Annotated in this window: 16 protein-coding genes and 1 pseudogene; 11 read left to right on the forward strand and 6 right to left on the reverse strand. The window is 71.8% G+C overall.

Annotated features, from left to right (window positions below):
- Nucleotides 1-213: 213 nt before the first annotated feature.
- The 5 genes and pseudogenes from WMF11_RS51170 to WMF11_RS51190 all read left to right on the forward strand — a co-directional run bounded on the left by WMF11_RS51170 (nt 214) and on the right by WMF11_RS51190 (nt 5,186).
- Entirely contained in the window at nt 214-489 is a 276-nt protein-coding gene (locus WMF11_RS51170; protein WP_437548289.1) for a hypothetical protein, read from the forward strand.
- A gap of 372 nt (nt 490-861) precedes the next feature.
- On the forward strand, nt 862-2,571 hold the full coding sequence (locus WMF11_RS51175) for a cytochrome-c peroxidase (RefSeq protein ID WP_437906306.1): 1,710 nt from the start codon (nt 862-864) through the stop codon (nt 2,569-2,571).
- Nucleotides 2,572-3,001: 430 nt separating this feature from the next.
- Nucleotides 3,002-3,304: pseudogene (locus WMF11_RS51180) on the forward strand (hypothetical protein); the annotation flags it as partial.
- A gap of 301 nt (nt 3,305-3,605) precedes the next feature.
- Nucleotides 3,606-4,262, forward strand: a complete 657-nt coding sequence (locus WMF11_RS51185; protein WP_437906307.1) for a hypothetical protein — start codon at nt 3,606-3,608, stop codon at nt 4,260-4,262.
- A 75-nt stretch (nt 4,263-4,337) separates the two neighbouring features.
- Nucleotides 4,338-5,186 (forward strand): mechanosensitive ion channel family protein, encoded by an 849-nt coding sequence (locus tag WMF11_RS51190; protein WP_437548297.1) that lies wholly within the window; start codon nt 4,338-4,340, stop codon nt 5,184-5,186.
- 67 nt (nt 5,187-5,253) lie between these two features.
- On the opposite strand, the gene WMF11_RS51195 is transcribed toward WMF11_RS51190, so the two are convergent.
- Both WMF11_RS51195 and WMF11_RS51200 read right to left on the reverse strand, forming a co-directional pair.
- The gene (locus tag WMF11_RS51195) at nt 5,254-5,910 is read right to left on the reverse strand and encodes a hypothetical protein (RefSeq protein WP_437975952.1); all 657 of its coding nucleotides are present in this window, start codon (nt 5,908-5,910) and stop codon (nt 5,254-5,256) included.
- Nucleotides 5,911-6,139: 229 nt separating this feature from the next.
- A complete protein-coding gene (locus WMF11_RS51200) occupies nt 6,140-7,069 on the reverse strand; it encodes an FHA domain-containing protein (RefSeq protein ID WP_437975953.1) in 930 nt (309 codons plus the stop codon).
- 58 nt (nt 7,070-7,127) lie between these two features.
- On the opposite strand from WMF11_RS51200, the gene WMF11_RS51205 reads away from it, so the two are divergent.
- From WMF11_RS51205 to WMF11_RS51230, 6 genes are all read left to right on the forward strand, one after another.
- A complete protein-coding gene (locus WMF11_RS51205) occupies nt 7,128-9,797 on the forward strand; it encodes a protein kinase domain-containing protein (RefSeq protein WP_437975954.1) in 2,670 nt (889 codons plus the stop codon).
- 203 nt (nt 9,798-10,000) lie between these two features.
- Nucleotides 10,001-11,758, forward strand: coding sequence for a sensor histidine kinase (locus WMF11_RS51210; RefSeq protein ID WP_437975955.1), 1,758 nt, complete (start codon nt 10,001-10,003; stop codon nt 11,756-11,758).
- Between the two features lie 175 nt (nt 11,759-11,933).
- Nucleotides 11,934-12,899 (forward strand): diacylglycerol/lipid kinase family protein, encoded by a 966-nt coding sequence (locus tag WMF11_RS51215; RefSeq protein WP_437975956.1) that lies wholly within the window; start codon nt 11,934-11,936, stop codon nt 12,897-12,899.
- Nucleotides 12,900-12,905: 6 nt separating this feature from the next.
- A complete protein-coding gene (locus WMF11_RS51220) occupies nt 12,906-13,715 on the forward strand; it encodes a metallophosphoesterase family protein (protein ID WP_437975957.1) in 810 nt (269 codons plus the stop codon).
- Nucleotides 13,716-13,865: 150 nt separating this feature from the next.
- Nucleotides 13,866-15,125, forward strand: a complete 1,260-nt coding sequence (locus tag WMF11_RS51225) for an alpha/beta hydrolase (protein WP_437975958.1) — start codon at nt 13,866-13,868, stop codon at nt 15,123-15,125.
- A 376-nt stretch (nt 15,126-15,501) separates the two neighbouring features.
- On the forward strand, nt 15,502-16,821 hold the full coding sequence (locus tag WMF11_RS51230) for a DNRLRE domain-containing protein (protein ID WP_437975959.1): 1,320 nt from the start codon (nt 15,502-15,504) through the stop codon (nt 16,819-16,821).
- A gap of 329 nt (nt 16,822-17,150) precedes the next feature.
- Here the strand turns inward: WMF11_RS51230 and xylB are convergent, their stop codons facing one another.
- The 4 genes from xylB to WMF11_RS51250 form a co-directional block, all read right to left on the reverse strand.
- Entirely contained in the window at nt 17,151-18,707 is a 1,557-nt protein-coding gene (gene xylB, locus WMF11_RS51235) for a xylulokinase (RefSeq protein ID WP_437975960.1), read from the reverse strand.
- A gap of 102 nt (nt 18,708-18,809) precedes the next feature.
- Entirely contained in the window at nt 18,810-19,820 is a 1,011-nt protein-coding gene (locus tag WMF11_RS51240; protein ID WP_437975961.1) for a zinc-dependent alcohol dehydrogenase family protein, read from the reverse strand.
- 151 nt (nt 19,821-19,971) lie between these two features.
- The gene (locus WMF11_RS51245) at nt 19,972-20,970 is read right to left on the reverse strand and encodes a hypothetical protein (RefSeq protein WP_437906316.1); all 999 of its coding nucleotides are present in this window, start codon (nt 20,968-20,970) and stop codon (nt 19,972-19,974) included.
- Nucleotides 20,971-21,083: 113 nt separating this feature from the next.
- The gene (locus WMF11_RS51250) at nt 21,084-21,749 is read right to left on the reverse strand and encodes an LON peptidase substrate-binding domain-containing protein (protein ID WP_437548317.1); all 666 of its coding nucleotides are present in this window, start codon (nt 21,747-21,749) and stop codon (nt 21,084-21,086) included.
- Between the last annotated feature and the right edge of the window lie 46 nt (nt 21,750-21,795).

Raw genomic sequence — 21,795 nt, forward strand, 5'->3', positions numbered from 1 at the left:
CATCGTCGCTGTCGCCGCCCCCTGCGCTTCGCTCCGGCGGCGGTCGACTGGAGGGCACAGCGCGCCGCAGCGCCTTCGGCAGAAGAGAGCGCTGCGCGGTTTGTTCTCGTCCGGACGCCCTCTTTTCTGGCCCGGTCATCGCACTGGCTCGCGCCGGCCACGGCAGCGCCGGCCACGGCAGCGCCGGCCAGGCGCTGCGGAAGGAGAGCCACGATGACCACCACCGAGCCAATGATGCAGAAGCAGATGGTCCAGAAGGAAGAGGGCAAGATCACGACGAAGATCGAGGAGAGGACCGGCAGGATTCCGTCCGGCACTTATCTCGGGCTGGCGATCGGCTCGATGGTTGTCTCGGCCGGCTGCATGCTGGCCGGCAAGAAGCAGATTGCGAACTTCATCGGCCAGTGGGCGCCATCTCTGCTCGTGATTGGCCTGTACAACAAGCTGGTCAAGATCGAGCACGAGCTGGGATACGGCAATTACCGCTGACTGCCTTCCTCCCGAGCTCGGGCCTCCCGAGCTCGGGCCTCCATCCAGCCGGCTGCTCGGCGCCCTCCGTGGCGCCGTCGCGACCCCAGGGTCGAGCGCCCGCCCCGGCGTGCGCGGCGCGTGACGCCCTTCGCGCCTCGCACGAGAACACGCGTTCCCGCTCCCACCTCCGGACGGCGCGCCGCCCGCGGGGATCGCCGCCGTCCAAATCTCGACATCTGGCTGGAATCCTTCTTGCTGAGCTCGCGCGCGCGGCGAACGGAGGAACCCATGCGTCTGCGCCTTTCTCGTTCTCTTGTCGTGGCAGTGCTCTTGTCCACGGGCGTTTTCACGTCCGCTCTCACGGCGTGCGGCCCGGGGGATCCATCCCCGGTGCCCGGGGCCCATATCGAGGACCCTGATCAGGAGATCACGGTGACGGAGGTGCCACCGCCGGCCATCAGCGGCGGAACGCTGATCGTCGCCGGCGACGGTCGCACGGCGGTGGCGGCGGACGCCGACCGCGATCGCGTCTGGATCGTCGATCTCGAGGGCGGCGAGCCGGCGGCGGTCCTGCTGGAGCCGGGCGACGAGCCCGGGCGCCTCGTCGAGGACGCGAGCGGCCGGGTCCACGTGGCGCTCCGGCGCGCCGGCGCGGTGGTGACCCTCGATGTCGAGGCGCGGTCGGTCATCGCGCGCAGAGACGTCTGCCGCGCGCCGCGCGGGGTCGCCTACGACGCCTCGAGCGACGCGATCCACGTCGCCTGCGCCGGCGGCGAGCTCGTGACGCTCCCGGCCTCCGGCGGCCCCGCCGTCCGGAAGCTCCGCCTCGCCCCCGACCTGCGCGACGTCGTGGTCGAGGGCGACCGGCTCCTGGTCAGCCGCTTCAGGTCCGCGGAGACGCTGGTCGTGGGCCCCGACGGCGCGGTGCTCTCGCGCCGCACGCTCCCCGTCTTCTACTCGAACGGGTTCGCCAACTCGGAGTATGCGCCGTCCGTGGCCTGGCGCATGGCGCCGCTCGCCGGCGGAGGTGCGCTGATGGTGCACCAGCGCGCGATGTCGTCGAAGGTCACCCTCAGCCCGGGTGGCTATTACCAGTCTGCCGACTGCGACGGGAACATCGTGCACGCCGCGGTCAGCAGGATCGACCCGGCGGACGTTCCTGACACATCGATCCCCTCGCTGCCCGCGGCCGCGATCCCGAATGTCTCGCTGCCTGTCGACATCGCGGTCACGCCCGACGGCGCGCGGATGGCCATCGTGGCGGCCGGCAGACGCAGCGTCGTGAGCGCGACCGTCGACAATCTGGAGCGCGACGCCGAGATGAACGGCTGCAGCCCGGAGGTCACCGCGAACGCGCTGAGCGGGCAGCCGGTCGCCGTGGCCTTCGACGGCCAGGACAAGATCGTCGTGCAGCTGCGGGAGCCGGCGGCCCTGGAGGTGCTCGGCGGGCGCATCATCGCGCTTCCGGGCGAGAGCGTGAGAGACACCGGCCACGAGATGTTCCACCGCCCGCCGAACGGCGTGAGCGCCGTGGCGTGCGCGTCGTGCCACCCCGAAGGGCACGAGGACGGGCGGACGTGGGATTTCGATCCCGTGGGCCTGCGGCGGACGCAGGCGCTGGGCGGCGGCATCCTGAAGACAGCGCCCCTCCACTGGAGCGGTGATCTGGAGGATCTCGCGGGCCTGATGGGGGAGGTGTTCGTCTCCCGCATGGGCGGCCAGCAGCCCGGCGCCAGGCGGCTCGACCTGATGGCCCGTTACATCGACAGCCTGCCGGCCTTCCCGGCGTCGCCGCCCGAGGACGACGCCGCCGTGGCGCGGGGCGAGGTGCTCTTCCATGACAAGCAGGTGGGCTGCGCGGAGTGCCACGGTGGCCCGATGCTCACCAACAACCGGAACGAGGACGTGGGCAAGGGCGAGTGGTTGCAGGTGCCCTCGCTCCTCGGCATCTCCGGGCGCGCCCCGTTCATGCACGACGGCTGCGCGGCGACGCTCCACGATCGCTTCGATCCGCTGTGCGGAGGCGACGATCACGGCGACATCTCCGGCCTGAGCTCCGCGCAGCTGGACGATCTGGTCGCCTACCTCGAGTCCCTCTGAGCCTTCGGCGCGCCGCGCTCCTCGCGCGGTACGACCGAGGCGTTCCTCGACATCCGGGGCCGATTGCCACGCTGCGAGCCCCCATCACCCGGCAACCAGCGGAGCGGGGAAACCGCGTGTGACGGGGCGCCCGGCCCGGACGCGCCGCCAGCGGCCGGCGCCGCGCTCTCCGGCGGCACAGCCGTTGCTCGTCCATCGAGACAGGCGCAACCGACGCAACCGATGCAACCGATGCAACCGACGCAACGGACATCGCGGCTCGATGGACCCGGGCCACACGCACGGTCTGTCTTCCCGCATGTTTTCGCACGTTCCCGCACGTTCGTACGTTCGCACGATCTCGCGATTCTCACGCTCTCACGACGGGGCGAGCCGGCGTTTCCGACGAAGCTGCCGACCCGCGAGGTGGAGCAGGCGCAAGGAGGGCACCATGCCTAGAGGCGACAAATCGAGCTACACGACCAAGCAGAAGCGGCAGGCCGAGCACATCGAGGAGGGGTACGAGAAGCGCGGGGTCTCCGAGGAAGAGGCCGAGCGGCGGGCCTGGGCGACGGTCAACAAGATGACCGGCGGGGGGAAGAAGTCGGGATCGGGGGTGGGCAAGCCAGTGAACAAGGAGCCGGCGAAAAAGGGGGGCCGCAAGGGAGGCGCCGCGTCCAAGGCGCGGCCGGCCGCCGCGAGGAGCGCGGCGGCGAAGAAGGCGGCGGCGACCCGCAAGCGGAACGCGGCGGCGAGCGCCGGACGGACCACGGCCGCGAAGAAGGCGCCGGCGAGGGCGAAGAAGAGCGCCGCGTCCAGCGCTCGCTCGCGCAGCTCCTCGGCCACGTCGACGAGCGGCCGCTCCCGCGCCGCGCAGGGCACGGCCCGCCGCGGCGGTGCGGGGGCCCCACGCAAGACGACCTCGGGGGCGAAGACCGGAGCGCGGCGCGCCGCGAGCGGGGCCTCACGCAAGACGACCTCGGGGGCAAAGACCGGAGCGCGGCGCGCCGCGAGCGGGTCCTGACGCCCCGGCGAGAAGAGGAGAGGGGGCGACCATGCAGGAACTTCAGAGCAACGGAGCGACGAATGGGGAAGGCGGCCTGCTGGGCGACGAGTCCGGGCCGCAGGTAGAGAGCCGGAGAGGGCGCGAGTTCCTCACGACCCTTGTCCGGGAGCTGTTTCAGACGGAGCGCTCGGCGATGATCCATCCGCGGATCGAGGCGGAGCGCCTCGGCGATGTGCCGCCGGCGCACGCCATGCGGGCGGTCTCGACACACGCGGAGGCCGCGCTGTCGGAGATCCGCCCGCTCCTCCGCGAGCGCGGGCTGCCCATCAGCGCGGGCGGCCGCATGGTGGGCGAGGCCTTCTCGGCCTTGCGCGATCACCTCGCCGATCACCTGCTCAGCACCGAGAGGTCCTACCGGGGCACGCTCCTCGGGATGAGGCACGGCGTCGACCTCGTCGAGCTGCTCCAGTACGTCGCGACCGTCGAGGGCGACACGCCCCTCGCCGCGTGGTGCGCGCGCTGGCTCTCGATGCGCAGGCCTCTTGTCGAGGCGGTCGCCGACGAGCTCGCGTGGTTCGCGGCGCGCCCGATGCGCGCCACGCGGGCGGCGAAGGACGACGTCGTCGCCCACCTCCTCCGGGGGCTCGTGAACGGCGTGGAGCTCGCGGCGCAGCGGCTCCGCCGCCTCGTCACGTTCGCGGGTTGACTCCCGCCGGCCGCGCGCGGAGACACCCCGGCGTCGAACGCCGCGCGCGGCGCGCGACGCCGAGGAGGATGCGCAGTGGAGCAGGGGATTCCGACGTGGGGCACGCCGATCGAGCTCCTGAAGAGCCACGGGCCCGGCGTCTCGAGCGCGCTGTTCATCGCGATCGTGGGGTGGATGGCCGCGGCCTGGGCCGCGCGGAGCGTGCGGTCGTTTGGCAAGAAATGGGCTCAGGTCGACGCGACCCTCATCCCCCTGCTGGCCAGCGTGAGTCGACTCACCATCTTGACGGTCACCGCCATGGCCGTGCTCGAGCGCTTCGGCGTGGACACGAAGAGCCTGTTCGCCGTGCTCGGCGCCGCGGGTCTGACCATCGGCCTCGCCCTCAAGGACACGCTGTCCGACGTGGCCGCCGGGCTGGTCTTGCTCGTGCTCCGTCCGTTCGATGTCGGCGACGCGATCGAGGTCGACGGGACCTCCGGCGTCGTCGACGCCATCGACGTGTTCCAGACCAAGCTGACGAGCTTCGATGGCGTCCCGATCACGCTGCCGAACTCCAAGGTCCGGTCCGCCAAGATCCAGAACTTCACCCGGGCGCAGCGCCGGCGCATGGACCTCACGATCGGCGTCAACGCCACCGCCGACATCGCTCACGCCATCGCCACGCTGCGGGACGTCCTCTCGAACGAGCCGCGCGTGCTGCCGGAGCCGGCGCCGTCGGTCGACGTTGTCGAGCTCGCGGACGAGAAGGTCAACCTGCTCGTCCGCGCCTGGACCCTCCCCGCCGACTTCTTCCCGGCGCGGCTCGAGCTCACGCGCCACTTCAAGGAGCGGCTCGACGCGGAGGGGATCGTCGTCCCGCTTCCCCAGCGCGAGCTCCATATCCCCCTTCGCGAGCCGGAGCGGCGCTCTACCCCGCTCCTCTGAGGCGGCGCGCGCGTTCGAGAGGGCCCGGGGGCGACCCCGCCGCGCCGCCTCTCGCCCCTGGGCTAGGTCAGGGCGTGCCCATCAGGAGATAATACCAGGTGCCCACCTCGATGGCGTTCGGGTGCGTCCCGCTCACCCGGGTCAGCGTGCGCGTGAAGATCTTCTTGTTGAACGCAAGGCCGTTGCTCGGCGCCTGCGTCTTCACATACCAGGCGGCCGCCATCAGGGCCGATGTCTGGTTGTCCTTCTCGAACAGGACTCCCATCTTCACCTGGCTGTCGTCGGGGCTCGGCAACCGGTAAAGGTACCCGGTGCGGGTCCCCGGGACGGAGCGCGTCCCCTGCGTCCAGTCGCCCTGGGTCGGGTTCCGGGGGGCCGTGAACTGGTTGCTCGGGCTCACGACGTCCAGGAACGCGTCGAGCGCCGGCGCCGTGAAGCTCGGGATCACCTCGGACGTGAAGGTCAATGTGTTCGAGAAGGTGAGCGTGCTCGCCCACCGCCAGTACTCCGTCTGCGCCTGGAAGGTGAGCTGGCCATTGGAAACACCGTTGCTCCCGAGGGCCACGATCCGGACGAGATCCGCGTTCGAGAAGATCCTGAGCCTCACGTCCGGCGGGATCTGGTCGAGCACGCCGGAGCCCGGTTTGGCCTTCGCAGGGCTGCGCGTCGAGATGGAAGCGCCGGCGGCGGGCGCACCGAACGTTGAGTCTGCATCGTTGCTCATGGTTGCGCTCTCTCCTGGGATGACGATCACGACAGCGTCGATCGCAGCGCGCAGGCCCTGCCCAGCCCGCGCTCCGGCGGCGGCGCAGCGCGCGCGTGCGTGTTCACGACGCGCGACCCGCGCGGCCTCACCCGGCGTCGACGAGAGGAAACCTGGATCCTCCCGGCCGCGGCGTCGATGACAGGCGGTCACGCGCGAGGGCCGGCGCGCTCCGGCCGCGGCCCGATGTTCAGTACCGGACCACCTCGACCGCCTCGGTGCCGAGCCGGATCTGCCGCGACGTCGTCCGGCGCTCGACGAGCGAGCCGGCGTCGAGCACGCCCGCGCGCGCGAGCTGCTGGCGGGCGCGGAAGACGTTGACGTTGAGGTGATGGAGGTCGAGCCGCAGCTTGCCGAGCAGGTCATCGACGTAGCGCCACCCGCGCTCGGCCGGGGGCAGCCCCGCCTCCCGGTCGCGCAGCCGGGAGCGCGCCAGCATGAGGAGCAGCTCGTGGTGGGCGCGCGCGGCGAGCTGGATGACCTTTTCCCCTTGCACCAGGGCGACGGCGATGTGCTCCTCGTCGTGGCTCACCTCGAAGCGCAGGACGGTGAGGCCGAGCAGCTTGGGGCTCGCCGCGCTCGACGCGGTCGTCGGCACGACGGCGTCGAGCGCCTGCGGCGGGACGCGCAGGACCCAGGCGCCGCCGGCCTCGATGCGCTCCTGATCCACGGCCGGGCGCGTGCTCCCGTCGATCTCGATCTGCCAGACGCCGTGTTGATCCTCGAAGAGCGTCACCCGGGGGTCGGCGGCGTCCGGCAGCGCGAGCAGGCCCTCCTCCGCCGCGCGCACCTCGCCGGTGAGCTCGGCCCGCGCGCTCGTGACGGGCGCGCCGGCCTCCTCCACGGTCCAGCGCTCGGCGTCGCCGCCGAACACGAGCTCGGTCCCCGCGTCGAGCGCGACCCGCTCGGCGGACGTGAGCCGCCGGCCGCTGACGTGCGTGCCGTTCGTGCTGCCGAGGTCGCGGATCCACCAGCGGGCCCCGTCCCAGAACAGGACGGCGTGCTCGCCGGAGGCGCAGCGGTCCCGGAGGCGCACGGCGCAGTCGCGCGCCCGGCCGACCCGCGCGCGCGCCGGGAGCGTCACGCGAACGCCGTGGGCTTCATGCTTCAAGACCGCCATGGATGCAGCGTAAGATGCTGCCGCCGACCACATCAACGGCGTCGAAGGCGAGGCCCCCATGAGCGATCCCGCGGCACTCCTCAGGAAGCTGGCGGGTGAGCTTCACCTGTCTCCCTCGGCATGCGCGGAGATCCAGCGGGCGCTCGCCGAGCACGCCGCGCGCAGCCTCACGGAAGAGCTGCCGGCGACCGTGGTCCGGGACGCGCCGGCGGCGCCGAGAGGCGCGCCGGGGCCGAGCGGGGAGGCGCCTGCGGCGGCCGGGGACGCGCCCGGGCTGACCGGGGACGCGTCGGCGGCGGCCGAGCGCCGCCCGAGCGCCGCGCCTCCGGCGGTCCACGCGCCGGTCGCGGCGTGGCCCTGGGACCGTTACGACGATCTCGGGCTCATCGGCCGCGGGGGCATGGGCGAGGTGCGGCGCGTGCGCGATCGCGTGATGGGCCGCGTGCTCGCCATGAAGCTGCTGCGCGTCGAGGGGCAAGACGACGCGGACGGCCGGGCGCGCTTCCTCGACGAGGCGCGCCTCACGGCGTGCCTTCAGCACCCAGGGATCGTCCCCGTCCACGACTGCGGGATGCTCCCGACCGGCCAGCTCTGGTTCACGATGAAGGAGGTCCGCGGCCGCACGCTGAGCGCGCTGATCCGCGCGCTCCACGCCTCGGGCGAGGCGGGCCCCTCGCCCGAGGCGCTGCGCCGCGGGCTCGACGTCTTCGTCCGCGTCTGCGAGGCGGTCGCGTACGCGCACGGCCAGGGCGTCCTCCACCGCGATCTCAAGCCGGACAACGTCATGATCGGCGAGTTCGGCGAGGTCCTCGTGATGGACTGGGGCATCGCCCGCGCGACCGCGCGCGGGGCGCTGGCGAACGCGCTCCCGGACAGCGGCCACCACACGCACGTGGGCCTGGTCCTGGGGACGCCGGTCTACATGCCCCCGGAGCAGGCGCGCGGCGAGGCCGAGCAGCTCGGGCCCCCCAGCGACGTGTACGCCCTCGGGGCCGTCCTGTACGAGCTCCTCTGCGGCGAGCCGCCGTTCCGGGGGCCGGCGCTGGCCGTCCTTGCGCAGGTGGCCCAGCGGCCGCCCGAGCGGCTCGCCGTCCGGTGCCCTGACCAGATCCCTCGGGATCTCATCGCGATCTGCGAGCGGGCGATGGCGCGCGACCCGCCTTCGCGTTACGCGAGCGCCGAGGTGCTCGCCGCGGAGATCCGCGGCTTCCTCGACGGCGCCCGCCGTCGCGAGCGGGCGCGCGCCCTGGTCGAGGAGTCGCGCGCGCTGGCGCCGCAGATCGAGGGCCTGCGCGCGCGCGCCCGGGCCCTCCGGGCCGAGGCGAAGGCGGTGCTCGGGCGCCTCGACTCGTTCGCGCCCGCCGCCGAGAAGGCGCAGGGATGGGCGCTCCAGGACGAGGCGCGCGCGCTCGACCGCGCCGCCGCCCTGGACGAGGCGACCTGGCACCAGAAGCTCCGCGCCGCGCTCAACGAGGCCCCGGACTTCGACGAAGCGCACGCGGCGCTCGCCGACGCCCACCTGGCCGATCTGCGGGCTGCCGAGGAGGCCCGCGACGCCGAGGCCGCGGCGCGCGCCGAGGCGTTCCTCAGGGCGCACGCGCGCGAGCGGCACGCCGTCTTGCTCCGCGGCACCGGGGCCCTCTCGCTGCGGACCGACCCCGAGGGGGCGCAGGTCTGGCTGCTCCGCTATGTCGAGCAGGGGCGCCGGCTTCGCGCCGAGCCCCAGGGCTTCCTCGGTCACACGCCGCTCTGCGAGGTCCCGCTGGCGCGCGGCAGCTACCTGCTCTCGATCCGCGCGCCCGGGTACCGCGAGGCGTCGTACCCCGTGAAGATCGGCCGCGGCGAGCACTGGGACGGCGTGCGTCCGGGCGGCGCGGAGCCGTTCGTCGTGCCCCTCCTGCCCTCGGAGACGCTCGGCGAAGAGGACGTCTACGTGCCGGCGGGCTTCTTCTCGGCCGGCGGAGACCCGCAGGCCGGCGACGGCCTGCCGGCGTGCCGGATCTGGGTCGACGGCTTCGTGGTGCGGCGGCATCCGGTGACGCAGGCCGAGTACCTCGCCTTCCTGAACGATCTGCTCGCGCGCGGGCGCGAGGCGGAGGCCGCGGCGGCGTGCCCGCGCGCGGCCCGCGCGATCGCCGGCAACGTGGACATCCCGCTGTTCGCGCGCGACGGGGACGGGCGGTTCGTGCTCGGCCCAGAGGCGCGCGCGGAGCAGGCGCGGCACCCGGTCGCCTCGGTGGACTGGCGCAGCGCCGTCGCCTACGCGTCCTGGCTGGAGGCGCGCACCGGCGCCCCGTGGCGCCTCGTCGGCGAGCTCGAGCGCGAGAAGGCCGCGCGCGGCGTCGACGGGCGCTTCTTCCCGTGGGGAGACGAGCCCGAGCCGACGTGGGCCTGCATGGTGGGGGGCCGCCCCGGCCCCGCGAGCCCGGCGCCGGTGGACGACCATCCGACGGACGAGGGCCCCCACGGCGCCCGGGGCCTCGCGGGCAACGTCCGCGACTGGTGCGCCGAGCTGTGGATGCCCGACGGCCCCACGGTGGTCGACCGCATCGCGCGCCTCCAGCCAGCGGACGCGGCGGCTCCGGGGCTCCGCTCGATCCGCGGGGGCGCGTGGAGCTCCGGGCCCCCCGCGGTGTGCCGCGCGGCAGGTCGCTTCGCTGCGCGCCCGGAGGATCGCTTCAGCGCCGTGGGCTTCCGTCTCGCCCGGCAAGCCGTCGCCGGCAGGTAGCCGGCGGTCGCCGGCGCGCAGGGGGACGCGATCGGACCCGGCGACCGGCCGTGTTTGGCTGCTGAGCCCGCATCGCAGCGCTGGCGCCGGGGAACGGCCTGGTATCAGACGGCGAAAAACGGCGACAGACGGCGACAGACGGCGGATGTCGCGTTTGCACTCGAGCGCTAAGGTCGTGGGGACAGCCTGTGTCCACGAGGTCCATGGAGAACACGGATTCGCGTCAAGAAACGGCGGAGCTCTCCGAAGCGGCCTCGCCCGCGGCGGCGCCCCTGCAGTGCGGCGAGGCGGGGGCTGCGCGGCTCGATCAGGAGCGCCCTGCGCTGGACGAGTCCCCCGCGGACCGCGCGCTGGTCGACGCCTTCTTCCAGGCCACGACCGCGGGGCTGGCGGTGATCGACCGCGATCTCCGCGTGGTGCGGCTCAACCAGGCGCTGGCGGACATCAACGGGATCCCCCTCGAGGCGCACCTCGGCAGGACGATCCCCGAGCTGCTCCCGGAGATGAGCGACGTGATCGTCGCCAATCTCCGGCGCGTCCTGGAGACGGGCGAGGCGTTCACCGCCGAGGTGACGGGGACGACGCGGGCGTCGGAGCGACCGCGCTCCTGGCTGGTCAATTACGCGCCTGTGCGGGCGAAGGACGGGCCCGTCATGGGTGTGGGGACGATCGTCCTCGACATCACCGAGCGCAAGCAGACGGAGGACAGGCTCCAGGAAGAAGGGGAGACGCTCGAGCTGCTCAATCGCGCCGGCAAGCAGCTCGCCGCCGAGCTGGATCTGGAGAAGCTCGTGCAGGCGGTGACCGACGCTGCCACCCGCCTGAGCGGCGCCCAGTTCGGCGCGTTCTTCTACAATGTCACGAACGCCGAGGGGAAGAGCTACATGCTCTACACCATCTCCGGCGTGCCCCGAGAGCACTTCTCCGGGTTCCCGATGCCGCGCAACACGGCCGTGTTCGCGCCGACCTTCAACGGCGAGGGCGTGGTGCGGCTCGACGATGTCACGAAGGACCCGCGCTATGGGAACAACCCCCCTTACCATGGGATGCCGAAGGGCCACTTGCCTGTCGTCAGCTACCTTGCCGTGCCGGTGGTCTCCCGTTCGGGGCATGTCATCGGCGGGCTGTTCTTCGGGCACTCCGAGCGGGGTGTCTTCACCGAGCGGGCGGAGAAGCTGGTGGTCGGCCTCGCGGCTCAGGCCGCCATCGCGATGGATAACGCGCACCTGTTCCGGAAGGCGCAGCAGCTCATCCAGGCGCTCGAGCGGAGCAACAACGAGCTCGACCGCTTCGCCTACGTGGCGAGCCACGACCTGAAGGCGCCGCTCCGCGCCATCGCGAACCTCTCGCAGTGGATCGAGGACGATCTCGTCGACAAGGCGACGCCGGAGACGCGCCAGTACATGGAGCTCCTCCGCTCGCGCGTGGTCCGGCTGGAGGCGCTCATCGACGGGATCTTGCGCTACTCGCGCGCTGGACGCCTCCGCGACAAGCCCGAGATCGTGGATGTCCAGAAGCTCCTCGAGGACGTCGTCGCCCTGCTCACGGTCCCTGCGGGCGCGTCGATCGAGGTCGCGATGGGCATGCCGACGCTGCTCGCCGAGCGGATCCCGCTGGAGCAGGTGTTCCTGAACCTGATCGGCAATGCGTTGAAGTATGCCGAACGCCCCGACGCGCGCGTCGATGTGCGGGGGCGGGCGCTGGGCGATCTCTGGGAGTTCTCGGTGAAGGACAACGGACCCGGGATCGACCCGCGATACCACGGGAAGGTATGGGAGATCTTCCAGACCCTGAACGCGCGCGACAACATCGAGGGGACGGGCATCGGGCTCGCGATCGTCCAGAAGATCGTGCTCAGCAAGGGGGGGCGTGTGTGGGTCGAGTCCGAGCAGGGCGCCGGCGCCACGTTCTTCTTCACCTGGCCTCGGATGGAGACGGACGGCGGGCTCGGCATGCGCTGAGGCGCGGCGGCTCTGGCATGGCGCGCGGCGCGAGGCGAGCGTGGCAATCCGCCACGCCCCGCGCCGGGTGACGGAGCCGGAGCGTCGCGGCCGCTCGTCGTGGGGCGGTGGCGCGCGATCTGCTTTCTCGCTGTCGGGTGGGCATGGGCCCTTGCCCCATGCCGGGAGCGAGACGGTGAAGCATCGATCCATGGCGGTCCTCCTGAACTGCTCTTCCCGGTCGAACCGCGCGGCGGCGCAGCGCGCGCGGCTCGGGGAGCTCCTGAAAGAGAGCGGCCTCGCCGCGGAGGTGCTGTGCGCCGAGAAGGGGCAGCAGCTCGGGGAGCTCGCCCGCCGTGTGGCGCGGGGGCCTTGCGAGCTCGTCGTGGCCGGCGGCGGCGACGGGACGGTGAACACCGTCGCTGCCGCGCTCGCCGGCACGGACAAGACGATGGGTGTCCTTCCGCTCGGCACGGTGAACCATTTTGCCAAGCACCTCGGCGTTCCGCTCACCCTCGAGGGCGCCGTGCGCACGCTCGTCGCGGGGCGGCGCGTCCGGGTCGATGTCGGCGAGGTCAACGGCCGGGTCTTCGTGAACAACTCGACGCTGGGCATTTACCCGGGCATCGTGCGCGCCCGCGAGGCGCTCCGGAAGCGGCGTGGGCTCAACAAGTGGATAGCCCTGGCGCTGTCGACCGTCTCGGGGATCCGGCGGCACGAGCGTGTCCGTCTCCGGCTCGTCCTGGATGGGCAGGAGGTCGAGCTGGAGACGCCGTTCGTGTTCGTCGCGAACAACGACTTCAAGCTTGGCGACGTGGACATCGGCCGCCAGCGCCCGCCGTGTTCGGGTGAGCTCGGCGTCTGCGTGGCGCACGCGGAGAGCCGCCTCTCCACGCTCAAGCTCATCGCCAGCGCGGCCGTCGGGCGCATCCATCAATCGAGCGATTTCAGCATCCTACGAACGACGGAGCTCCGGGTGGAGGCGCCCCATCGCAGCCTCCACGTGGCCGCGGACGGCGAGGTCCTCAGGATGACGCCGCCGCTCTGCTATCGCGTGCGGCCTGCAGCGCTGCGGGTCATCGTGCCGCTGTCGTCCGAGCTCCGCGCGGGCTCGCGGCGGCAGGAGGATCGATCGGGCCGTATCGCCGCGCTGGGGGGATGAGGCGCCGTGCGCACGCTCGTGCACCTGTCGGATCTGCACTTCGGCCGCGTCGACAAGGCCATCCTCCGCCCGCTGATCGACAGGATAGGGGAGCTCGAACCGCACGTGGTCGTGATCTCCGGCGATCTGACCCAGCGGGCGCGCGACGCCGAGTTCGCCGAGGCGCGCGCCTTCCTCGACGCGCTGCCCTCGCCGCAGATCGTCGTGCCTGGCAACCACGATGTCCCGCTCTACAACCTGTTCGACCGGTTCTTTCGCCCGCTCGACAGGTACCGGAGCCACATCACGGACGACCTCTCGCCGTTCCACCTCGACGCGGAGATCGCCGTCCTGGGCATCAACACCGCGCGCTCGCTGACCATCAAGGATGGGCGCATCAACGCGCGGCAGATTCGGGAGATCAAGGCGAGGATGTGCGATCTAGGGCCCGGGATCACGAAGATCGTGGTGACGCACCACCCGTTCGATCTGCCGGAGAACTCGCCGCATGCGATCGTCGGGCGCGCGCGGCAGGCGATGGCGGCGGTCGCGGGCTGCGGTGTCGACGTCATCTTGTCGGGGCACCTGCACCTCAGCCACACGGGGCACTCCGCGGAGCGCTTCGAGGTCGGCGGCCACTCCTCGCTGATCGTCCAGGCCGGGACCGCGACCTCCACGCGCGGGCGCGGGGAGCGGAACGCCTTCAATGTGATCCGCGTCGATGGGAGGAAGATCCATATCGATCGGTATTTCTGGCAGCCGGAAGGCGGCCTCTTCGGGATCGCGAGCACCGAGCATTTCGAGGAGACGTCGCGCGGCTGGGTGCGGGCGGCGTAGGCAAAAGAGAGTCTTCTCCTTGCGCCTTTGCGCCTTTGCGCGCGGCGGCCACGCCGCTCGCTTGAATCTCGCGCACTGCGCGCCGCGGTGTAGCATGGGGTCACGTTGGCCCCGCCCCGCATGAAGAGCTCGCCCCGTGAACGCTCTGGCATGCCGTCCGGAGCGCTGCCGCGCCCAGGGAATGCCAGGATCGCGCTGATCGCCCTCGTCGTCGCGGGAGCAGTCGGCCTGACGTCCTGGTGGATCGCGCGGCCTGCGGGCGGCCCCGAGGGCTCGCGGCCCGGCCCGACCGCGGAGGCGATGGCCAAGGTGCGTCCGGACATCGAGGCCATGCTTCGCTCCTTCGAGCCGCCGCCGCCCGAGCCTCCCCAGCGCGCGCTCCCCGAGCGCCCCCTCGCGCTCCCGGCTCCGCCCGAGCCGCCCGCGCAGCGCGATGGCCACGATCTCCGCAAGATCGAGCCCGTGCGGCTCTTCATGGAAGCGCGGAGGGCTGCCGCGCACGGCGATTACCAGGCAGCGGCGCAGATCCAGCACTGGGCCGTGGCTGGCGGGGTGGACGGGAAATACGACCTGGCGTGTTATTACGCCCGCGCCGGGCAGCTCGACGCCTCCTTCCACTGGCTGGAGCGCGCTGCGGTCGAGGAGGGCGTCGACCCGGACTGGGCAGCCCGGGACTCCGATCTGGAGGTGCTGCGCAGCGATGCGCGATGGGCGATGGTCTATCCCTACCTGGCGCGGGCCGGGCGCTACTGGGGACAGTCCGGGATCAAGAAGACGCTCCTGGTGCTCCCGAAGGGCTATCGCACTGGCAAGCCGATCCCGGTCGTGATGGGCATGCACGGCCTGGGGTCGCAGCCGGAGGATTTTGTGGACGAGAGCGTCCAGCGCGCCGCCGACGCGCTCTCGGTCGCTTTCGTCTCCGTGAGCGGCACCCTGCCGCGCGGACCACGCAAGTTCGTATGGTCCGAGTCGCCCGCGCGCGACCGCGCGCGGCTGGACGAGGCGCTCGCCGAGGTGCGCGACCGGGTGACCGTTGCCCCCGGCCAGGTGATCCTGATCGGCTTCTCGCAGGGCGGCCAGATGGCCGCCGAGATCGCGGCCCGGGATCCGCGCCACTACGCCGGTGCCGTCGTCATGTCTCCCGGGTCCGTCACCGAGCTCTCGCTCGACGGCGTGCCGCGCTCGCCCGAGCTCGCCCAGCGCCGCTGTGTCGTGGTGGTCGGCGCCGGCGAGTCGCCGGGCAACGTCCGGCGCGCCGAGCGCGACGCCGCGCGGCTGCGCGCGCTCGGCGCCGAGGTCTTCCACAAGCCCTACGCGGAGCAGCAACAACACTCCTTCCCGCCGGACTTTGACACCGCGCTCCCGATCTGGATTCGCTACATCCTCGGCACGGGCCCGAGGCCCCGGTAGCCAGCGACCCGGAAGGCGCGTCCCGCTCGCGGTCGCGCACGAGAACGACGCGCGCTGCGATACGACGACGGCACGTTATGCGTGGTGCCGAGTCGATCCGTGCGCTCGCGATGCGAAATGGGCGATCTCTGGAGAATGCGCGCCGTCTCGTTCTTCGCGAGATGGGTGGAAATGAGCTTTCCAAGCTGATCGGGGCCGCCGTTCGTGCTGGGCGCGGGTTGCAGCGTGAGCGCGGGAGCGCTGCACGATCGATTGACAGCGCCCAGACCGCCAGCAAGATTCCTCTCGGACGGATGAACATCGGGAACGGTCGAGAACGCGTGATGGCGTCGCGCGCGCCGGCCAAGTGTTTGGTGGTCTGGGGGGAGGTCAAATCATGAGAACGCTCACGGTGACCCGGCTGGTCATCTCCGCGCTCTTGCCGGCGGCCTGCGCGCAACCGACCGAGAGCGGCTCGCGCGAGGAGAGCGGGGAGGAGCGGTCAGCGATCGTCGGCGCCGACGCCCGGGCGGACAACACGCACACGGCGGTGGTGTCCCTCGACGGAGGCTGCAGCGGCACCATCGTTCGCCGGAGCGCCGATGGCGACAAGGTCTACGTGCTCACCGCCGCGCACTGCTGCTTTCCCCCTCCCAAGAAGGTCCTGATCGGCCCCGACTTCTTGGAGCCGTCGATGACGCTTGATGTCGATGATGATTCGGTCAGGCTTCACCCCTGTCACAACCTGTTCAACCACGACTATGATGTCTGTGTCGTGACCGCCAGAGGCGCGGACGATCTCGATGTCACGCCGATCCCGCTTGCGTCGGCGCCGGACGATGTGACGGTCGGAAGCGCATTGACCGTCGTGGGGTACGGCGGCACCCCGGCGCAGAACTCCATTCGCCGGAGGGTCGAAGCGCGCGTCAGCGAGGTCGAGCCGCTCACGATCGTGGTCGATCAGACGAACGCACAAGGCGGCGTGTGCTACGGCGACAGCGGCGGTCCAGCGCTGATCCTGCAGAATGGCGTCGAGGTCGTCGCGGGCGTGAGCTCATTCGTCGCCAGATCCAATTTTTGCGACGCCTCGGGTGCGCTCGCGCGCGTGGCCTTTGCTGGCGTCCGCAACGAGTTCCTGGAGAAGGTGCTCGCGGGCGAGGAATCCACGCTCGAGCACCGCCTGATCATGCGCGACGGCGTTACTCCCGGCCAGGTCCGCGACACGTACATCGCGAGCGACCAGCCCGATCAGAGCTTCGGCGAGCGCGTCGATCTCCTCGTGGGGACGCCGCCTGGCACCGATGCGGTCCGCCGCGCCCTGCTCCGCTTCGATCTCTCCTCGGTCCCCCGGCGGGCGACGCTCCTCACGGCTCGCGTCGGGCTGGGGGTGGCGAGCACGAGCGGGCCGGGAGCGATCTCCGTGCACCGCGTGGTGAGGGACTGGGACGAGAGCGAATCCTGGGCTTCCTTCGCAAAGGATTCGTTTGATCCCATTCCGGTCGCGGTCACCGGCAACGTGAAGGCCATTGTAAAGGAGGGTGGCCTCGTCTCGTTCGACGTGACCAGGCTCGTCCTGGATTGGCGTCGCGGCAAGACGGAGAATTACGGCATCCTGCTCCGCTCGGACGACCGCGAGCAGATTCAGCTCTTCGCCAGCGATCTCCCCTCGAGTCTGCGACCGTGGATGCGCCTCTGCTATCTGCCGAAGGCGCCTTGAACCCGCGTCGTCTGAGCTCGTCCCAGGCTCCGCGCCCGCGGTAGGCACCCAGAGAGGGGGGTCTCCGCGCGGGGGGGGATTGGCCAATGTCTGTTGGATCAGTCGAGTGAGCGGTAGGCGCCCGGAGAGGGGGTTCTCCGCGCGGGGTGGGGGATGGGCCGATGTTTGAGCCTGGGTCATCCCTCCTCCGGCGGAGCCGGAGGAGGGATGACCCAGGCGAGTTCGGCGGGGCCCCCACCCCGCGCGGAGAACCCCCTCTCCGGGCGCCGGGCGACCCGGCAAGACCTCACGTCCGCCGGGACAATAGCCGCCCGGATCCCATCACCCCATCACGCCAGCCTGCCAAGCTCCCGGAACCGCCCGCGCAGGTCGTTGTAGAGCCCCCGGTACACCGCGTGGATCTCCCGGTACCGCGCCGAGCGCGCCGCGTCCGGCGCGACCCGGGACACGACATGGACGAACGCGTCCGCCGCCTCCTCGACCGACGGGAACAGCCCCGCGCCCGCCGCGCCGAGCAGCGCCGCGCCGTAGGCCGGACCCTCGGTCGACGTCGTGATCGCCACCGGCGCCTCGAAGACGTCGGCCATCAGCTGGCGCCAGAACGGGCTGCGCGCCCCGCCGCCCGTCAGGCGGATCTCGTCGATCGAGACCGCCGCCGCGCCGTTCGTCTGGCCCACGCCGCGCATCAGATCCAGCGAGTCCGCGAGCCCGAACGTGATGCCTTCCAGCACCGCGCGCGAGAGGTCGGCCTTCGTCGTGCGGGCGCTCAGCCCCACGAACGCGCCGCGCGCCGCCGCGTCGTTGTGCGGCGTGCGCTCGCCCATCAGGTACGGCAGGAAGACGACGCCGCCCGCGCCCGGGCGCGCCGTCGACGCCGTGTCCGAGATGATCTCGTACGGATCGACCTTGCGGAGCTCGGCCGCCATGCGCTCCCCGTCGCCGAGGACGTCGCGGTACCAGCGGAGCGCGCCGCCGGCGGCGAGCATCACCCCCATCAGGTAGAAGCGGCCCGGGACCGCGTGGCAGAAGCTGTGGAGCCGCATCTCGGGCTCCACGATCCACGAGTCGGTGTGCGCCAGGATCACGCCGCTCGTGCCGACCGACGCCATCGCCCGGCCGGGGCGCACGATGCCGAGCCCCACAGCGCCCGCCGCGTTGTCCGCGGCGCCCCGCACGACGGGGATGCCCGCCGGCAGCCCCGTCGCGGCCGCGACCTCGGCCTTCAGCTGGCCGAGCGGCGCGTTCGAGGGCGCCGACCGCGGGAACACCGCGCGCGGGACGCCGACCGCCGAGAGGAGCTCGGCGCTGAACGAGCGATCCCCGGGCGAGAACGCCAGCGTGCCGCTCGCGTCGCTGTCGTCCGTCCCGAGCTCGCCCGTCAGCCGCAAGCCTACGAAATCCTTCGGCATGAGCACCGCGCGGACGCGGGCGAACGCCTCGGGCTCGTTCGCCCGCAGCCAGAGCAGCTTCGGCAGCGTGAACCCCTCGAGCGCGCGGTTGCCGACGAGGCGCGCGAGCCCCGCGTCGCCGACCTTCGGGTTCGCGCGGATGGCCTCACACTCGGCCGTGGTGCGCGTGTCGCACCACAGGATCGCAGGCCGGATGACCGCCTGCGCCTCGTCCAGCAAGACCGCCGAGTGCATCTGCCCCGTCAGCCCGATCGCGCGCACGTCGTCGCGGCGCGGGCCGAGGGCGCGGGCGAGCTCGCCGAGGGCGCTCAGCGCCGCCGCGGCGAAGTCCTCGGGATCCTGCTCGGCCCACCCGGCGTGCGGCGTGGAGAGCGGGTATTCGCGGTGCGCCGACGCGACCGCCGCGCCGCGCTCCGTTTCGACTGCGATGGCCTTGAGGCCGCTGGTCCCGACGTCGATTCCGATCACGATGGCCATGGAAAGCGTCCTTTTTGCAGTTTCGTCTACTTCGGTGATCTTCGTAACGACTCTTAACTAATCGAGAAAATCGTAAGCTTTGTGAGCGCGAAGGCCGCGCGGCTAGAACACGACCTGGAGCTTCATGGGCGCGGTGCCCTTCTTCATCATCTCGAGGCCGCGCGGGAGCTCCTCGACCGGCATCGCCTCGGAGAGGAGCTTCCTTACGTCGACCGCGCCGCGCTCCATCAGCTTGAATGCCCGGTCGTACGTCCGCCGGATCGCGAAGCTGCCGATGATCTCGAGATCGCGCCGGTAGATCTCGAACGGCGAGATCTCCACCTTGTCCTGCGGTCCACACACGCCGAACACGAGGTACCGGCCGCCGTTCTTGACGTACTGGACCGAGTCGCCGAGCACCCGGGCGATGCCCGTCGCGTCGATCACGACGTCGAAGCCGTAGGGCGCGATCTTCTTGAGCTTCGCCTGGAGCGCGTTGTCGGCGAGCACCACCTCGGTGGCGCCGTGCTGGCGGGCGAGGTCGAGCTTCGACTCGACGACGTCGATGACGGTGACCGCGGCGGCGCCGTTCGCGAGGCTCGCCTGGAGGTGGAGCTGGCCGATCGGGCCGGCGCCGAGGACGAGGACCTCCGAGCCGATCTCGATGCGCGCGCGATCCTGCCCGAAGACGACGCACGCGAGCGGCTCGCAGAAGGCGGCCTCGCTGAACGAGACGCGCTCGAAGCGATAACAGTTCTTCGCGGGGACCCGGACGAGCTCGGCGAAGCCGCCGTCGCGCGTCACGCCGACCGCGTTCCACTTCAGGCAGTGGTTCTGCCGGTTGATCATGCAGAAGTGGCACTCTTCGCAGGTCACCGTCGGGTCGACCATCACCCGATCGCCGGGCCGGAGGCCCTCGACCTCGTCGCCCACCGCCGCCACCTCGCCGGCGAGCTCGTGCCCGGGGATCAGCGGGAAGGTCGGGAAGAAATCGCCCTCCCAGATGTGCACGTCGGTGCCGCAGATGCCGCACGCCTTCGCGCGGACGAGGACGTCGCGCGGGCCGATCTGCGGCGGGGCGACGTCATGGCGAACGGCGATCTTCTTCACGGCTTCGAGCACGGCAGCCTTCATGCGAGACCCTCCTTGGGAAGGTCGCATAGGCGGGCCAGCGCCGCGCGTCGAGGGTCGAGGGCCGCCGGCTGCGCCCGCGCCGCCTCGCGGCGTCGGGGACCGCCCAACGCGGCGTCGCACGACGTCGCGCAGGGCGGCCTGACGCGGGATGTCAGGACTTCGTGGCCGGCTTGGACGGGGAGATCGTGCGCCAGAGGAACGCGTAGACGTCCATCAGATCGCGCGGGGCGAGGCCGCGCTCGCGCAGGCGCCGCTCGAGCTCGCGCGCCAGCGATTGCATCCGGGCATACCCCTCGGCGCTCGGCGCGCGATCGTAGGCGAGATTGAAGCCGAGCACGGCGGCCTGCTTCTCGTAGAAGGAGGGCTTCACGAAGACGTGCTCGCCCGGGTAGACGAGCGCGCCGAGGATCGTGACGAGCGGCCACGTGACGACCTTGGCCGCGGCGAGCACGCCGGCCAGCCGGTCGAAGCGCGCGGCGTAATCGCCCGCGCCATAGAGGAGATCCACGACCGCCTCGGCGTAGGCGCGGTGGTGCTCGGCCGGCATCTTGTTGAAGGGGATGAGATCGCCGAGGGGGTGCAGGAGGCCGGTCGCGGCCTTGTGGACCTTGGTGATGCGCTCCATGAAATCGTTCAGGTTGCCCGCCGCGAGCAGCGCCTCGAGCTCGCCCTTGGCGAGGAGCGCGCGCGCGGTCTCGATGGCGCCTTGCTTGAAGGCCTTGCTCTTCTTCTTCCCCACGCTCGCCGGACCCTCGGCCCCCTCGCCCCCGGCGGCGCCTCGTTCCTCGGCGATGAACTGCGGACCCCCGAACCCACCCTCGAACTGCGACTCGAAGCTCGCGACCTGCTCGTCGAAGCTCGTGACCGGCGGCGCGACGACGCGGGCGCGCTGCTTCTTGGCGGCGGCCGACGGCCGGTCACGGAGACCGCGGATCCTGGCCTCGAGCGCGCTCGCCTCGTCGTCGCCGAGCTGCACCGGCTCCAGCTTCGACCAGAAAGCCTTGGCGATGGAGTGATTGAGGCCATCCTCGAAATCGTAGAAGCGCTTTTCGTCGCGCTCCTCGACGAGGTATCCGAGTCCCCATTGGGGACACCCCGGGTGCTTGACGATGATCGGGGCCGAGGGTTCCGTTGAACGAGAGGTCGCCATAGGCGGCGCAGCCTACTCGATCTTGGGACGACCGCATCCGCCCCGGAGCCCCTTCTGGACCCGTGTTCAGGTGCGCCGCGCCGGCCCATGCGGGCAGGCCGGCGCTTCGGGTCTCAGTTGACGTCGCGCGCCGCCGAGGCGAGCGCGAGCTGCTGGAGCGCGAGCGCCTCGGTCACGCGGCGCACCCGCGCGACGACGTCGAGGGTCTCCAGCACCGCCTGCCGCTCCCGCGCGTCGAGGATGAGGTGGTGGGCGCAGAGATCCGCGACGAGCGACGTGGCCGCGTCGCGCGGCAGCCGGAACTCGAAATTGCTGTCCCGATCCCGGACGAGCGCCGCGAACGAGGCCGCGGTGGAGATGAGCGCGGCGTGATCCTGGGCCGAGACCTCCCCGGGCTCGTCCTCGAGGACCGTCGCCGCGGCCGTGCGGTACGGCGGCACGAACGGGCGCTCCGCCAGGCGGACCCGGGCGCGGCCCCGCAGCATGATGTTGTAGCGGCCCCCGGGCAGCTCGGCGTGATCGATGATCTCGCCGGCGCCGGCCACCTGCGCGATGGCCGGGTGGCCGTGCGCGTCGACCGCGCGGGGGTCCGTGATGAGGACGACGGAGAGGATGCGGTGCGTCCCGAGGGCGTCGCGCACGAGCGCCCGGTAGCGCGGCTCGAAGATGTGGAGCGGCAGCAGGGCGCCGGGGAAGAGCACCGTCTGCGGCAGCGGGAACAGCGGCAGCTCGGGCAATGCCCCACTGAGGTCGCCCGGGCGCGGAGGCGTCGTGTCCACGGGCCGCAGGGTAGCACGCGGGGGGTCGGGTGTGGCGGCGCCACGT

This window comes from Sorangium sp. So ce295, assembly GCF_051527405.1.
Classification (GTDB): Bacteria; Myxococcota_A; Polyangia; order Polyangiales; family Polyangiaceae; genus Sorangium; species Sorangium cellulosum_B.

What these genes read in the sequence shown, in the direction of transcription:
- WMF11_RS51170 (WP_437548289.1), top strand. Translation starts at nt 214, where the DNA reads ATGACCACCACCGAGCCAATGATGCAGAAGCAGATGGTCCAGAAGGAA.
- WMF11_RS51185 (WP_437906307.1), top strand. Translation starts at nt 3,606, where the DNA reads ATGCAGGAACTTCAGAGCAACGGAGCGACGAATGGGGAAGGCGGCCTG.
- WMF11_RS51195 (WP_437975952.1), bottom strand. Translation starts at nt 5,910, where the DNA reads ATGAGCAACGATGCAGACTCAACGTTCGGTGCGCCCGCCGCCGGCGCT.
- WMF11_RS51200 (WP_437975953.1), bottom strand. Translation starts at nt 7,069, where the DNA reads ATGGCGGTCTTGAAGCATGAAGCCCACGGCGTTCGCGTGACGCTCCCG.
- WMF11_RS51205 (WP_437975954.1), top strand. Translation starts at nt 7,128, where the DNA reads ATGAGCGATCCCGCGGCACTCCTCAGGAAGCTGGCGGGTGAGCTTCAC.
- WMF11_RS51210 (WP_437975955.1), top strand. Translation starts at nt 10,001, where the DNA reads ATGGAGAACACGGATTCGCGTCAAGAAACGGCGGAGCTCTCCGAAGCG.
- WMF11_RS51225 (WP_437975958.1), top strand. Translation starts at nt 13,866, where the DNA reads ATGCCGTCCGGAGCGCTGCCGCGCCCAGGGAATGCCAGGATCGCGCTG.
- WMF11_RS51230 (WP_437975959.1), top strand. Translation starts at nt 15,502, where the DNA reads ATGAGAACGCTCACGGTGACCCGGCTGGTCATCTCCGCGCTCTTGCCG.
- xylB (WP_437975960.1), bottom strand. Translation starts at nt 18,707, where the DNA reads ATGGCCATCGTGATCGGAATCGACGTCGGGACCAGCGGCCTCAAGGCC.
- WMF11_RS51240 (WP_437975961.1), bottom strand. Translation starts at nt 19,820, where the DNA reads ATGAAGGCTGCCGTGCTCGAAGCCGTGAAGAAGATCGCCGTTCGCCAT.
- WMF11_RS51245 (WP_437906316.1), bottom strand. Translation starts at nt 20,970, where the DNA reads ATGGCGACCTCTCGTTCAACGGAACCCTCGGCCCCGATCATCGTCAAG.